Raw genomic sequence first — 13,656 nt, forward strand, 5'->3', positions numbered from 1 at the left:
CCCTCGGCACCTCCCCCCTGGCCACTAATTTCCTTTGTGGCCACCACCACCCTGTGCTGGCCTCGCCGCCCGCTCAGCGGCGGGTGTACCACGCGGTTAGCAAAATCGCCATCGGCATGATGAGCCCCGCAGCAACGAAGACGAGCGGGACGATCGACGAGCCGCCGTAGCCACCGAGTACTTCACTCGCGGTCACCGTTGTGCCATCTGTGCGAATCGTCGTCGTTCGCCACATGTCGTCCATCATGCCCGAATACCTCATCGCCTCGCTGGCAGAATGGCAGATGACAGCGATGGGCTTGAGGATCGCCCAGCCGATGAGCAAACGGGTGCCAAGCACAAGCCTCCAGAGCGTCAGCGCACTTGCAACGGCGAGCGCATACGAAAGCACGTGGCTGGCGACAACGCCAACGGCGTTAAGACGGAAGCCGAGAAGCCGCGTGTCCGGCCGCGGCGGGATTCTTTGGCCGATCTTCTGCGTTCCATCGTCTGCGACTTCCGTAAGCATCATGAGCGTGCCACTGCTTACCCATTTCTGGCCCTCAATTGAGATTCCAACTCCGAGGGATCCTCGACCACTGAACCAGTGCGTCTCGTCGATTATGGTGTAAGTCCGGAAGTAGACAGCCGGAACCTGCATCGCTGCTGGAGGACCTTCCGGATCCAGTGGGAGCTCCAGCTTTGGTATCGCCCGAATCAATCGGTCACGCGACGCATCGTCAAGAGGTGCGATCTGTTCAAGTGCATCGACGAACGCAACAGACTCAGCCGGTGTCAGGTTCGCTCCAGAGTTCGTTGCTGGCGGATTGAACGACGACAGAGGGGAGGGCTGCCAGTCGACGCCCAGCATTGACCAGCCACTGCATAACCAGCTTAAGGCAGACACGAACAGTCCCACGATCGCAAGCAGCTGCATCGGGTGCATCGGCGGCTTCGGGGTGGTCCCGCTCGCGTAGTCGATCGGCAAAGTCATGTTGGCGAAGTTAACTGGACAAGACCCACGAACTGAAGTTCGTGCCACGGCTTCGTGTTCGGGTTGTTTGCAGTCGTGCCACGATCTTCAGATCGTGTCTGGTTCGGCGTCACGCCGGAGGCCGGATCGCCGGGCCGATGCTCGGCTCGCCTTCGTACCAGCAAGCGCTCGACCATTTCCACTCCGTCGGCAAGTCGCACAACTCGCGGCGGACCGGGTTTTCGTGGATGTAGCGGATGATCTCGTGCCGTGCCTTGTCGTTGCGGACGTTGTGGTCATGGCCGCCGCCGTGTTGCCAGAAGCGGAGGTTGCGCTTTGAGTCGGTGATGCGGTCGAGCACCTCGCGGCCAGGGACTCCGAGGTTTCTCCAGCGGGCGAGGGCGAGTCGGGAGAAGCTGCCGTTGAGGCGGCGAAGCGTTTCGGTCTGCGTCACGTCGTGCGGCGGCTGGAGCAGCAGGTGCACGTGGTTCGGCATCACGACCCACGCGACGCAGCGGATGTCGCGACTGTCGTCGTGCTCCAGGGTCGTCTTGAGGTGCTCGGCATAACCGTCGCGGGTGGCGGGCGACGCGAAAAGGTTCAGGTTGCGGTAGCAGGAGATCGTCAGGAAGCGGACGTGGCCCTCACCTTCCCGCCGCCGCATCAGCTTCCGCGGCGGTAACTGCGGCTCCTCCATGACAAACGATACGTGGCACGATCTTCAGATCGTGTCTGGTTTCGGGGCGTCCCAGAGCACGAACTGAAGTTCGTGGCACGGCACATTGGCTTTTCCAGTCGGCAGCTAGGCCTCCAGACCTTCCAAGCATGAAATGACCTGCGGCATCTGATCGAGCCATTGGCCGGTGTGGGGCGTGGACGCGATCTGTGGATCACGCTCGCCGCGCGTGAAGTTGGCGCGGGCCAGGTCCAGCGGCGTGTTGCCGTCGTCGTCGCGACAGGCGGGATCAGCGCCCTCCTTGAGCAGGTACTCGACCAGGGCCAGTTGTCCCCACGAGGCGGCCATGTGGAGGGGTGTCGTGCCGTACTCACAGCGTGCGTTGACGTCGGCACCGGCGGACAGCAACGCCTCTGCCACCGGGACGCCGCCGCGGGGTTCACCTTGTGCCGCAAACCAGAGCGGCGTGCAGCCCCCATCGCCATTCGCTTCCTTCCGGTTGAGGACATCCGGAGCGACCCCGGCAGACAGCAGCTCGCGAACGCGATCCGCGTCCCGGTGGCGGGCCGCGAGATGAATCTCGTCGAAGCCGCCATCCGGCTCACCTCTGGGCAATCGGGCTGCGTCGGTCGTAATGCTTGAGGCCTTGCGGGAAAGGTGAATCTGCCGGCGGCCCGCGAGATGAGCCTTGCCATCGACGGGCCAAGGTAAGGCGTGCGCGTCGTCGGTCAACGGCAGCGGTGAGGCATCTCCCGTTCTGGGTGACGAAGAACCGGAAACAGGTCGAGCCGATCAGGCATAGCGGCTACGTAACGCGGGTGCGTGAGGCGCGTGCAATCAGCGTCTTCGACCCGCGTTCGCGGAGCAAGCGGGTCAAGGCCCCCGGCACGACCCAGGCGTGGATGTACACCTTCGTCGGCGACGAGTACCCCTCGGACCCGGCGGCGTGGACGTTCCACGGGGCGACGACGCGGTACAAGCACGAGATCGCGTTGCCGACGTCGCTGCCCGGCGGCACGCAGGTGTGGGTCACGGCCTCATGGGTCAACCCCCGCGGCATGGCCGGCCCGCCCTCGATGCCGGTGAGTGCGTTCACCCAGTACACCGGAGCGAACACGGCGACCCAGTCGAGCGAAGACGAAGGAGGCATGAAGCTCGCGGCGTGAGGGGCGGAGTTGCTTGTTTCGTATTGCGTATTGCGTATTGCGTGTTCAGAGTCAGACTCCGGACAAGCAATACGCAACAAGCAATACGCAACTACTTCGTTCTCCTCACAATCGCCGTCAGCTGTCGGATCACGCTCGTCAGGAGCTCGATTCGATGGCTGACCACCGATTCGCCCAGCGCGTGGCGGCTCTTGAAGTACCAGTCCCGGGATTCGCGGGCGCTGCCGTTGGCGTATTCGTAGAAGCGACACTGGTCCTTCATGCTGCTGCGGCTGTGGCCCTCGGCGATGTTCGCGCTCACGCTGCCCGTCGCACGATGCAACTGGTCGGCAAGGCCGAACCGCTTTTGCTCCGCGAGCCGGGCCGAGTCGTGCCACGACAGATCGGCGACGAAGAGCGCCTGCCGATAGACCTCCATTCGCCAAAGCGCGTCCTCGCGAATGCCGGCGGGGACGGTGACTTGCCAGTCGTCGAACGTCACGGGGCGAGGGTAGGGGTTGCGTAACGCGTGTTGCGTGTCCGGAGTCTGCCTCTGAACAAGCAATACGCAACAAGAAACAAGCAACACAGACCCACCCCGCTACCCAAAACGACCCCAATCCACCCACACGATGAGCCTCCTAACAAACTCCGCAACCGAACCGACGTCAACCCTGCCGGTACCGTCGGCGGAGCGAGTTGGTGTTCACATCCGCCCTGGCACTCTGCGGGATGTGGACTTCATGGACCAGCTCGCGCGGCCGCAGACGAAGGCGGTGGGGTGGATGCCGACGAAGCAGTTCGAAGGCAAGGTCGCGGCGGGGCATGTGCTCATCGCCGAGGATCTGGCCGGGCAGCGGATCGGGTATCTGATCGCGACGGATCGGTATCTGAAGCGGGACGAGCTGGGCGTGGTGTTTCAGATGAACGTCGCGCCGGATCGACAGCGGGGGCTCGTGGCGGCGACGTTGCTCAAGGCGCAGTTCGAGCGGAGTGCGTACGGGTGTCGGCTGTACTGCTGTTGGTGTGCTCAAGACTTGCCGGCGAACCGGTTCTGGGAGGCGATGGGGTTCGTGCCATTGGCGTACCGGGTGGGGTCGATGACGAAAGGGAAGGGGCGAAGCGGGGGTGGGCCGCGGGTGCACATCTTCTGGCAGAAGCGGATCGTCGAAGGAGACAACTACACGCCGTGGTGGTTCCCGGCCAAGACGGAAGGGGGTGCGTTGCAGGCGGACCGGGTGGTGCTGCCGATTCCGCCGGGGAAGCACTGGAGCGAGCCGATGCCGCTGGTCCTGCCGGGCGGGGAGTCTCTGGAACCGAAGGCCTTGCCGGGACCGACGCGCACGAAGGCCGTTCGGAGGGAGAAAGTCGCCAAGACCGTTCCGATGGAACAGCCGGCGAACGGACTGCAGTTTGCGATTCCGAAGCCGCAAACTGCTGCGACACCGGCTGAAGACACTGGTCCTGCGGAGATCGAGGCGAAGCCGAAGCGGTCCAAGCCAAGGGCCGATCCGAAGCTCGTCGCCGCAGCGCGGGAGTTGCGCGACCGGTTTCTGGAAGAGGCCAATCTCCCCGAGCATGCTCATCTGCTGACCGGCTCACCGAAGTACCACGTCGGCCGGAGCCTTTGTTCGACGGTGCCGTCGCTGACGACGGAGGAGCCGAAGCGGCTGGCGGCGTGAGGCTGAGTAGTTGTTAGTTGCTAGAGCCTAGTTGTTAGGGACTAGTAGTTAGGGAATAGGGCGGAGGCCTTGGGTTGGACGGCACGGGTTGCATGCATGCGGTCCGTGTCGTTGTTTGTTTGGGAGGAGTGAGCCGCGACGCAGCGGGTGGGGATGGTGGGGGGGCTTGCGGTCGTGGGTGGTATCGATTAATTGTTCCGCCATGACCACGGCGACGACTCCGGACTTTGAGGCGATCAAGGCGAAACAGAATGCTGCTTGGGCGGATGGGGATTACGGCGTCATCGGACGCACGCTGCAGATTGTCGGGGAATCGCTCGCCGAGCGGATGAACCTGCACCCCGATGCCAGCGTGCTGGACATCGCGGCGGGCAATGGCAATGCGACGCTTGCCTTTGCGCGAAGGTGGCATCCCGTAACGTCGACGGACTACGTGCAGGGGCTGCTCGACGAATCGAAGAAGCGGGCCGAGGCTGAGGGGTACGACATCGACTACCGCGTCGCCGACGTGGAGGCACTGCCCTTTGACGACGGCAGCTACGACGCGGTCGTGTCGACGTTCGGCGTCATGTTCAGTCCAAACCAAGAGCAGGCGGCCAAGGAGATGCTGCGGGTCTGCAAGCCTGGCGGAACGATCGGCATGGCGAACTGGACGCCGACGAGCTTCATCGCCGGAATCTTCAAGGCGGTCGGCAAGCAGGTGCCCCCGCCGCCGGGCGTCAACCCGCCCTCGCGATGGGGCGAGGCGAACTGGCTCAACGAGGCCTTCGCCGATGCGCAGTCGGTCGAGGTGAAGCCGCTGGACTTCAACTTCCGCTACCGCAGCCCGGCCCACTTCATCGAAGTGTTCAAGACGTACTACGGCCCGACGAAGAAGCTGTCGGACGCCCTCGACGCCGAGTACTGGTCGGCCTTCGAGCAGGACCTGTTGGCGTTGATTAGCGAGCAGAACGCTGCAAGCGATGGATCGATGAACGTACCGGCGCAGTACCTCGAGGTCGTCATCACCCGCTGAATCGTCAGGGGACGAACTCGAGTTCGCGGTCGAGCAGCTCCTGGACGGCGGCGGGTGGGGCGAAGGCGTCGTCCGGGATTTGGACGTTCGACTCCATTGTGTCGAGGACGATGACGAGGTCGTTGGTGCCGAAGGTTTGCTCGGAGCGTTTGGGAGCGAGGAGGTCGCTGTCGCCGACGGGGGCGTAGTCGCTGTAGAGGATGGTCTGTTCCTCGGGGCCGAAGTCGGTCTGCCAGGTGGCCTGGCGTTGGAGGAGGCGGCCGGTGTCTTTGGCGTACCACTCGTCGATCTCGTGGCCGGCGTCGGCGAGGAACTTGATGCGTGTCGCCTTACGGCCGGCGACGGACTCGTCGCCGACGACGACCGCGGAGGCGAAGCCCTTGAGCGGGTCGGCGGCGTCGATGGACCGGGAGAGCAGCAGGCGTTCGGCCTCCGCCATGATGCGCGGGCCGCTGAAGGGGTCGTTGGCCCAGCCGACACCGGCCGCGGCTCCTTGCTCGACCTTGCCGAGGCCCTCGAACTCGACGGTCACGCGGATGCGGTCCGGCTGGGCGACGAGGATCGTCAGCTCGCCGGTGATGTCGAGTGACGGCAGCTCGATCGTGCCGGTCATGCGCTGGGTCGTGACGGCATCGCGTGCGGCCGCACCGCCGATGGCTTCGACGTGCCGGGCGAGGATGGACTCGACGGACGGCTGCGTCGTCGGCGCGACGATCGCCTGCCCGGCGGCGGAGGAGCCGATCAGGAGCAAGGCCACAGATGCGAGTCGGTGGAGCATGGGCGCAGCGTATTCACTCCGCAATCGAGGCTGTATTTCCGTCATCTTGAGCGAGCGCAGCGAGTCGAAGGACCTCGGTTGAACGCGCGCAAAGCAGGGCGAGGTCCCTCGGCTGCGCTCGGGATGACGGAGGGCGGCGGTTACGGCCACGCGGGCAGAGATCGCAGGCCGGCGTCTGGGGCGAGGCCGAGCATGAGGTTGGCGTTCTGCATGGCTTGGCCGGCGGCGCCTTTGCCGAGGTTGTCGATGGCGCACGTCGCGACGACGAGCTGCCGATCGACGTCGGCGGCGTAGTGGACGAAGGCCATGTTGCTGCCGCTGGCCCACTTGGTTTTGGGCGGCTGGTCGGTCACGCGGACGAAGGGCGACGTCTCGTACAGGGCCCGGGCGGCCATCACGCACTCGTTGGCGTTGGCGGTCGACGGCACGTAGCACGTCGCGAGGAGGCCGCGCGTCGTCGGGACGAGGTGCGGGACGAAGGCGACGTCGCGGCCGAGGCCTTGGGCGATCTCCGGCTCGTGGCCGTGGACGAGCGGCTTGTAGGCGTGGAGCGACTCGTTGGTGTCGGCGTAGCCGAGCTGCTCGCCGCCGCCTCGGCCGGCACCGCTGACGCCGCTCTTGGCGTCGACGATGATCTGGCCGTTGTTGATGAGGCCGGCTTTTTGCAGCGGCATGAGCGCGAGCAGGGCGGCCGTCGGGTAGCAGCCGGGGTTGGCGATGCGGGTGGAGTTTCGGACGTCGTCTGGTGAGACGTCGGCGAGGCCGTAGGTCCAGCCGTCGACGAACCGGTGGTCGCCGCCGATGTCGACGATCTTGACGCTCTCCGGCACCGCGGCCAGGGCGTCGCGGCTGGAACCGGTCGGCATGCTGGCGAGCAGCAGGTCGACGTCGCAGCTGGGCGGGTCGAACGGTTCGATTTTCAAACCGGCGACGTCGGGCGACAGGGTGGCGAGGGCGGGGTGCATTTCGCCGAGGCGTTTGCCTGTCGAGCCGTGGCCGTAGACGGCGGCGAGATCGAGGTCGGGGTGTTGTGCGACGAGGCGCAGGGCTTCGCCGCCGCCGTAGCCGCTGACGCCGATGATGCCGATGCGGAATCGCTCGCTCATGGTCGGACGCTACGTTGCGTGTATGAAGGTCCTCACGCACACCGGTGGGCTCGCGTCGACGAACTGCTTCCTCGTCGCGGACGAGGAGGCTGGGCGGTGTGTGCTGTTCGATGCTCCGGATCACACGGCGGGCGAGTTGATTCGCGAGGCCGGTCGGCTCAGGTGGACGATCGATGGGCTTTGGCTCACGCACGGACACTTCGATCACATTGCGGATCATCATTTACTGCCGGACGTGCCGGTGTTGCTGCACAAGGCCGATGCGGACAAGCTGCGGCATCCGGACAAGCAGCTGGAGGCGTTCGCGGCCCGTAGTGGGTTTCGCGTGCCGCTGGAGATTCCGCCGCGAGAGCCGGACGGCGGGCTGGTCGAGGGGCAGGTGTTGATGATCGGTTCGCTCTCGTGTCGGGTGATCGAGACGCCGGGGCACTGCGCGGGACACGTGTCGTTCTACTTCGAAAACGACGGCGTGCTCGTCGGTGGCGATTTGATCATCGGCGGCAGCGTCGGGCGCACCGATTTGCCCGACAGCGACCACGCGACGTTGGAAGCGAGCGTGCGACGGATCATGCAACTGCCCGGCGAGACGCGACTGCTGCCCGGACACGGCTCGCCCTCGACGCTCGATGACGAGCGGACCGGCAATGCGATGGTCGCGAGCATCATTGCGTCGACCTGACTAACGACGGCGCTGGTGAGTTACTGCTTGATCTTGTCGAAGAGCGCCTCTTCGGCGAGGCGGAACTCGTCGAACCGAACCTGCACCGCGTTGAGTAGTGCTTCGACTTCGGTCGGGTCCGACGTCGGATCGCTCGCGAGGCCTTCGAGCGCGACGGCTGCATCCTGCAGGGCGTTGGCGCCCTCGGCGAATCGGCGGGCGGCGTCGTAGAGGTCCATGCTCTCCCGCTGACGACCGTCGGGCTGGTAGAGCAGACGCCACGGACTCCGGCGAATCTCCGAGCCGGCCAGCTCCAGCGTGCGGGCGGTGCCTGCCAGGCGATCGACGATCTGCGTGACTTGGCCGCGGTTGCGCGTGATGAGGCCGCGGACGTTCTGGACGGCGACTTCGGCCTCGCCGACGGCACTTCGCGCACCACGCGCCGCCGCGGCCACGTCGTCGACGGCAGTTTCGGATCGCGAGAGGACTCGCTCCAGCGACGAGCCGGTCTCGGTCACCGTCCGCCGGACGTCAGCGACGCCGTCCGACAGCTGTTGGACGAGCGACTCGACTTCTTGTGCGAGGCCCGGCACGCGATCGCTGGTTTCGCGCAGGTTCGAGACCAGCTGGCGCAGGTCGTCCTGCGTCGCGTCGTCGCCGATGAGCTCTTCCAACGACGCGGCGGCTGCGGCGAACTCGGTCAACGCGGTGTTGGCCGACGGGAGGGTCGAGTCGCGTGTGCTTTCGATGATGTCGACGATGGTCGGCGACACGTCGGCGATCGTCTGGACGACCTCGGTCAGCGAGCCCGACCCGCCTCGGATCACCGCGTCGTCCGACAGCATCGGCCCGTCGCCGAGGTCGGTCACATTGAGCCAGACCACGCCCGTCACGCTCGTCTGCACGCGGGCGACGGTGCCCTCTCGCAGCGGCAGATCGTCGGGCAGATCGATGAGGACTTCGATGCGGTCGTAGTCGTCGACGAACTCCACGTTGATGACGCTGCCGACGGTCTTTCCGCCGACGCGGACCTCGCTGCCATCGGAAAGGCCGGCAATATCATCGGCGAGATCGAAGGTGATGACTCGCTCCTGTCCGCCGCCCACGCCACGTCCGGCGATGAGGTAGATGACAAAGACCGCCGTCACGGCCGCTGCCAGGATGAACACGCCAGCTTGAAACGCATTCTTGTCGGAGACACCGGCCACGGCGGGAGTCTACACGGTGCATGGCGATCGCCTACCGCTTCACGGCCACATCCGTCATCCTGAGTGAGCGCAGCGAGTCGAAGGACCTTGTTTGTCAGTCGGAAGCGGAACCGGGCGAGGTCTCTCGGCTGCGCTCGGGATGACGGGCGGTGTTGACTGCGGGGCCATCACTTCTTGCCCAGCAGCGCGGTCTCGTAGCCGTCTGCCTTTTCGGTGCCGGAGGTCCACGGTCCGTCGGCGTTGCCGTCGACGAATTGGCGGATCCGTTCGTCGTCGGTTTCGCGGAACCAGTCGCGCGTGCCGTCCGCGACGAACTTGCCTTTGTTTAAAAGCACCATCCGGTCGGCGATGCGGAAGGCCGAGTCCATCTCGTGCGTCACGACGATGCTCGTGACGCCCAGCAGCTTGTTGAGGTCGCAGATGAGCTGGTCGACCTCGGCGCTCGTGATCGGGTCGAGGCCGGCCGACGGCTCGTCGTAGAAGAGTATCTGCGGGTCCAGCGCGAGCGCCCTCGCAAGGCCGGCACGCTTTTTCATGCCGCCCGACAGCTCGGACGGCAGCCGGTCGGCGGCGTGGCGAATGTTCACCTGCTCCAGCTTCATCGTCACGCTGATGTCGATGATGTCCTGCGCAAGATCCGCGTGTAGCTGCATCGGCAGGGCGACGTTCTCGGCCACCGTCATCGAGTTGAAGAGCGCCCCGCTCTGAAACAGCACGCCGATCGCCCGCCGGTACGTGTCGAGCTGGTCGTCGTTCATGCCGCAGACGTTCTGCGGCTGCTCGATGCGACCCGGCAGGTTGACCAAGACCCGTCCCTCGTCCGCCTGGACGGCCCCGGTCATGGTGCGGAGCAGCGTGCTCTTGCCACTGCCCGATCCGCCGAGGATGACCAGCACCTCGCCACGTTTGATCGCGAGGTTCATGCCGTCCAGGACGGTGGTCTGGCCAAACCGCTTGGTGACGTTTTCGACGCGGATGACGATGTCGTCGTCGACGTGGTCGTCCACGATGCCGCAGCGGTCGTCGCCGAAAATGTTGGTCAGCATGGTCAGACTCCGACGGCGAAAAAGACCCACGTGAACGCCAGGTCCACGACGGCCAGGGCAACGATGGTGAGCACGACGGTTTGGGTCGTCGCGTCGCCGACGCCCTGGGCACCGCCGCGGACGCTCAGGCCGAGCCAGCACGCCAAACCGGCGATGATCGTGCCGAAAACGAACGCCTTGATGAGCCCGGTGAGGAAGTCGCGCATCACGATCGCGTCGATCGTCCGTCGGATGTACTGCTCGGGCGGCATGCCCTGGATCAGCCAGCCGACGACCAGCCCGCCACCGACGCCGACCAGAATCGCAACGACCGCCAGGCACGTCGTCATGATCGCGGTGGCGACGAGTCGCGGGACGACGAGGAAGCTGATCGGATCGATCGCGTGGGTTTCCATCGCCTCGATCTCCTCGCCGACCTTCATGGTGCCGAGCTCGGCCGCGATGCTCGCGCCGGCAAAGCCCGTCAGCACGATCGCCCCGACCAGCGGCCCGAGCTCACGGAACATGGCGATGGCGATGATGCTCGCGACCTCGTCCTGTGCGCCGTAAGCCCGCAAGATCGGCACGATCTGCAGAGACAAAATCGCCCCGATGGCAAAGACGACCAGCGACACGACGGGAATCGCCCGGACGCCGACGCGGACCATCTGGTACGTCAGGTTCTGCCACGCCAGCGTCTTGCCACGCTTGGCGAAGTAGGTGGTCGGCAGCTTTCGGACGGCCTGTGCGACGATCGTGCTGGTACCGCCGGTGGCCCAGGCGGTCCGCATGCCGACGCCGCCGAGGGATTCGACGGGTCCGGCGACGATGCCAGGCACCTTGTCCAGCTTGGAGGCTTGCGGCTGCTCGTCGGGCGAATCGGGCACCGGTAAACGATAGAGCCGAGCCGGCCGGAGGTGGGCTGTGTCCCGCATCAAGCTGCACCTTGTGGAAATGCGCGGGTGCGGGTAGAACCTTCGATCCCCCTTTCCGGCGGCAGCGTTTGTCGCCCACCGACGCGTCCGTGGAGGATTCACGCATGACCTGGTTGCTGTATCTCGTCCCGTTGGCTGGTATTGCGGCCTTGGTGTTCGCCCACTTCAAGGCCATGTGGGTCGAAAAGCAGGACGAGGGCGACGACACCATGAAGGAAATCGCCGGCAACATCGCCGACGGTGCGCGTGCCTTCCTGAAAGCTGAGTACACGCGACTGGCCGTTTTCGTCGGCATCGTCGCTGTCGCGCTGACGGTCGCCTACATCCCGGTCGAGGGAACGAGCTTCCTCATCGGCGTCAGCTTCCTGGTCGGGGCGGCCTTCAGCGGACTGGCCGGGTTTTACGGCATGAAGGTCGCGACACTGGCCAACGTCCGCACTGCCCACGCAGCACGAACGGGCTTGGCGGGTGCACTGCAGGTCGCCTTCAGCGGCGGGCTCGTGATGGGTCTGACTGTCGTCGGCCTCGGCCTGGTCGGGCTCAGCGGGCTCTTCATCGTCTACGACTTGATGTTTGTCAGCTCGCTTCCCGAGACGATCGGCGTGGACGCGATAAAGGACTTCCGGCTCGACACCAAGAAGGCCATCGCCACGCTCAGCGGCTTCAGCCTCGGTGCCTCGTCGATCGCGCTCTTTGCCCGTGTCGGCGGCGGCATCTACACCAAGGCGGCCGACGTCGGGGCGGACCTGGCCGGCAAGGTTTACGCCGGCATTCCCGAAGACGATCCGCGCAACCCGGCCACGATCGCGGACAACGTCGGTGACAACGTCGGCGACGTCGCGGGCATGGGGGCAGACCTCTTCGAGAGCTACGTCGGCTCGATTCTGGGCACGATGCTGCTGGGTGCGGCCTTCATTCCGGCGATGATCGCGGCCGACGCGGCTCCGCTGAGCGCGGTCATCCTGCCGCTGGTCCTCGCAGCCGTCGGCGCGCTGGTCGCCATCGGCGGCAGCTTCCTGGTCAAGACCAAGGACGGCGGCAATCCGCAGCACGCCCTGAATCTGGGCGAGTTCGCCTCGGCTGGCGTCATGCTGGCGTTCTCGGCCGTCATCATCCTCGTCATGCTTCCCGGCTCGTGGACAGACGTGAACGTTCTGACGGGTAAGGAAGTGACGTACACGTGGTGGGGCGTCCTGCTCGCCGTCGCGATCGGCCTGATCTCGGGCCTGCTGATCGGCCTCATCACCGAGTACTACTGCTCGACCACCAAAAACCCGACGTTCGAGATCGCCAAGCAGTCGACCACCGGCTCGGCGACCAACATCATCAGCGGCCTGGCCGTCGGCATGATGAGCACCGGCGGGCCGATCATCGTGCTGGCCCTGGGCATCGTCGGCGCGGCCTACTTCGCCGGGCTCTATGGCATCGCCATCGCCGCCGTCGGCCTGCTGAGCGTGCTGGGCATCCAGCTTGCCGTCGACGCGTATGGCCCGATCTCCGACAACGCCGGCGGCATCGCCGAGATGGCGCACCTGCCGCCGGAAGTTCGCGAACGAACCGACCTCCTCGACGCGGTCGGCAACACGACGGCCGCCATCGGCAAGGGCTTTGCCATCGGCTCGGCGGCACTCACAGCACTGGCGTTGTTCGCGGCGTACCTCGGCGTCATCAACCTCGGGCAGACGCCCGGCAGTGAGACGTTCGTCACGCTCGACATCTCCAACCCGACCGTCATGGCGGGTCTGTTCATCGGGGCCATGTTGCCATATGTCTTCAGTGCGCTCGCCATGAACGCCGTCGGCCGGGCGGCTCGCGACATGATCGACGAGGTCGGCCGGCAGTTCAACGAGATCGACGGCCTGCGAGAGGGTCGCGAGGGCGTCAAGGCCGAGTACGCCAAGTGCGTCGAAATCAGCACCAAGGCCAGTCTTCGCGAGATGATCGTCCCGGGCGTGCTGGCGGTGCTGGCACCGGTGGTCGTCGGCCTCATCAGCCCGACCATGCTCGGCGGCCTGCTCGCGGGCGTGACCGTCAGCGGCGTGCTCATGGCCCTCTTCCAGGCCAACGCCGGCGGTGCGTGGGACAACGCCAAGAAGCGCATCGAAGGCGGCGTCACGTTGTCGGACGGCACCGAGCTGAAGAAGGGCGACGACGCCCACAAGGCCGCCGTTGTCGGCGACACCGTTGGCGACCCGCTCAAGGACACGTCCGGCCCGAGCATCAACATCCTGATGAAGCTCATCGCCGTCGTCGCCCTGGTCATCGCCCCGTTGATCGCTCCCGCAGCACCCGAGGCCGACGACCTGCCGGAACTCGACGTGAACCCCGACGTCGTGGCAGTCGAGTGACCTCGTAGGGTGGGCCCAGGCCCACCCCTTTAGCAGCCTATTTCCGCACTCGATGGTGGGCCGGGGCCCACCCAACGGGGTAGCGCAAGGTTTCAGAGAAGCGGAGCCAGGAAAAGCACCAAATAGCC

The 13,656-nt window shown here is 65.6% G+C and carries 14 protein-coding genes; 5 read left to right on the forward strand and 9 right to left on the reverse strand.

What is annotated here, in order from left to right; all coding sequences use genetic code 11:
- Positions 1-73: 73 nt before the first annotated feature.
- From AAGI46_09825 to AAGI46_09835, 3 genes are all read right to left on the reverse strand, one after another.
- The gene (locus AAGI46_09825) at positions 74-967 is read right to left on the reverse strand and encodes a hypothetical protein (protein MEM1012503.1); all 894 of its coding nucleotides are present in this window, start codon (positions 965-967) and stop codon (positions 74-76) included.
- A 115-nt stretch (positions 968-1,082) separates the two neighbouring features.
- Entirely contained in the window at positions 1,083-1,649 is a 567-nt protein-coding gene (locus AAGI46_09830; protein ID MEM1012504.1) for a transposase, read from the reverse strand.
- 105 nt (positions 1,650-1,754) lie between these two features.
- Positions 1,755-2,243 (reverse strand): ankyrin repeat domain-containing protein, encoded by a 489-nt coding sequence (locus AAGI46_09835; protein ID MEM1012505.1) that lies wholly within the window; start codon positions 2,241-2,243, stop codon positions 1,755-1,757.
- Positions 2,244-2,446: 203 nt separating this feature from the next.
- Between AAGI46_09835 and AAGI46_09840 the strand changes: the two genes are divergently transcribed.
- A complete protein-coding gene (locus AAGI46_09840) occupies positions 2,447-2,794 on the forward strand; it encodes a hypothetical protein (GenBank protein ID MEM1012506.1) in 348 nt (115 codons plus the stop codon).
- A gap of 91 nt (positions 2,795-2,885) precedes the next feature.
- Here the strand turns inward: AAGI46_09840 and AAGI46_09845 are convergent, their stop codons facing one another.
- Positions 2,886-3,275 carry a four helix bundle protein gene (locus AAGI46_09845; GenBank protein MEM1012507.1) on the reverse strand — a complete coding sequence of 130 codons (390 nt, stop codon included), beginning with the start codon at positions 3,273-3,275 and terminating at the stop codon, positions 2,886-2,888.
- 241 nt (positions 3,276-3,516) lie between these two features.
- Here AAGI46_09845 and AAGI46_09850 point away from each other — a divergent pair, with 241 nt between their 5' ends.
- Together AAGI46_09850 and AAGI46_09855 are read left to right on the forward strand one after the other, a co-directional pair.
- Entirely contained in the window at positions 3,517-4,455 is a 939-nt protein-coding gene (locus AAGI46_09850; protein MEM1012508.1) for a GNAT family N-acetyltransferase, read from the forward strand.
- A gap of 202 nt (positions 4,456-4,657) precedes the next feature.
- A complete protein-coding gene (locus AAGI46_09855) occupies positions 4,658-5,470 on the forward strand; it encodes a class I SAM-dependent methyltransferase (GenBank protein ID MEM1012509.1) in 813 nt (270 codons plus the stop codon).
- 4 nt (positions 5,471-5,474) lie between these two features.
- Here the strand turns inward: AAGI46_09855 and AAGI46_09860 are convergent, their stop codons facing one another.
- Positions 5,475-6,248: a hypothetical protein gene (locus AAGI46_09860; GenBank protein MEM1012510.1), complete on the reverse strand. Its 774-nt coding sequence runs from the start codon at positions 6,246-6,248 to the stop codon at positions 5,475-5,477.
- Positions 6,249-6,388: 140 nt separating this feature from the next.
- On the reverse strand, positions 6,389-7,354 hold the full coding sequence (gene argC / locus AAGI46_09865; GenBank protein ID MEM1012511.1) for an N-acetyl-gamma-glutamyl-phosphate reductase: 966 nt from the start codon (positions 7,352-7,354) through the stop codon (positions 6,389-6,391).
- 22 nt (positions 7,355-7,376) lie between these two features.
- Between argC and AAGI46_09870 the strand changes: the two genes are divergently transcribed.
- A complete protein-coding gene (locus AAGI46_09870; GenBank protein MEM1012512.1) occupies positions 7,377-8,033 on the forward strand; it encodes an MBL fold metallo-hydrolase in 657 nt (218 codons plus the stop codon).
- A 20-nt stretch (positions 8,034-8,053) separates the two neighbouring features.
- Here AAGI46_09870 and AAGI46_09875 read toward each other — a convergent pair whose 3' ends face one another.
- The 3 genes from AAGI46_09875 to AAGI46_09885 all read right to left on the reverse strand — a co-directional run bounded on the left by AAGI46_09875 (position 8,054) and on the right by AAGI46_09885 (position 11,132).
- Positions 8,054-9,220 (reverse strand): MlaD family protein, encoded by a 1,167-nt coding sequence (locus AAGI46_09875; protein ID MEM1012513.1) that lies wholly within the window; start codon positions 9,218-9,220, stop codon positions 8,054-8,056.
- A gap of 167 nt (positions 9,221-9,387) precedes the next feature.
- The gene (locus AAGI46_09880) at positions 9,388-10,266 is read right to left on the reverse strand and encodes an ABC transporter ATP-binding protein (GenBank protein ID MEM1012514.1); all 879 of its coding nucleotides are present in this window, start codon (positions 10,264-10,266) and stop codon (positions 9,388-9,390) included.
- Between the two features lie 2 nt (positions 10,267-10,268).
- Entirely contained in the window at positions 10,269-11,132 is an 864-nt protein-coding gene (locus tag AAGI46_09885) for an ABC transporter permease (protein ID MEM1012515.1), read from the reverse strand.
- Positions 11,133-11,284: 152 nt separating this feature from the next.
- On the opposite strand from AAGI46_09885, the gene AAGI46_09890 reads away from it, so the two are divergent.
- Entirely contained in the window at positions 11,285-13,528 is a 2,244-nt protein-coding gene (locus tag AAGI46_09890; protein MEM1012516.1) for a sodium-translocating pyrophosphatase, read from the forward strand.
- The last annotated feature ends 128 nt before the right edge of the window (positions 13,529-13,656 follow it).

This window comes from Planctomycetota bacterium, assembly GCA_038746835.1.
GTDB lineage: Bacteria > Planctomycetota > Phycisphaerae > Tepidisphaerales > Tepidisphaeraceae > JBCDKH01.

Coding starts and splice junctions, on each gene's coding strand:
- AAGI46_09830 (MEM1012504.1), bottom strand. CDS start 1,649: ATGGAGGAGCCGCAGTTACCGCCGCGGAAGCTGATGCGGCGGCGGGAA.
- AAGI46_09850 (MEM1012508.1), top strand. CDS start 3,517: ATGGACCAGCTCGCGCGGCCGCAGACGAAGGCGGTGGGGTGGATGCCG.
- AAGI46_09855 (MEM1012509.1), top strand. CDS start 4,658: ATGACCACGGCGACGACTCCGGACTTTGAGGCGATCAAGGCGAAACAG.
- AAGI46_09860 (MEM1012510.1), bottom strand. CDS start 6,248: ATGCTCCACCGACTCGCATCTGTGGCCTTGCTCCTGATCGGCTCCTCC.
- argC (MEM1012511.1), bottom strand. CDS start 7,354: ATGAGCGAGCGATTCCGCATCGGCATCATCGGCGTCAGCGGCTACGGC.
- AAGI46_09870 (MEM1012512.1), top strand. CDS start 7,377: ATGAAGGTCCTCACGCACACCGGTGGGCTCGCGTCGACGAACTGCTTC.
- AAGI46_09880 (MEM1012514.1), bottom strand. CDS start 10,266: ATGCTGACCAACATTTTCGGCGACGACCGCTGCGGCATCGTGGACGAC.
- AAGI46_09890 (MEM1012516.1), top strand. CDS start 11,285: ATGACCTGGTTGCTGTATCTCGTCCCGTTGGCTGGTATTGCGGCCTTG.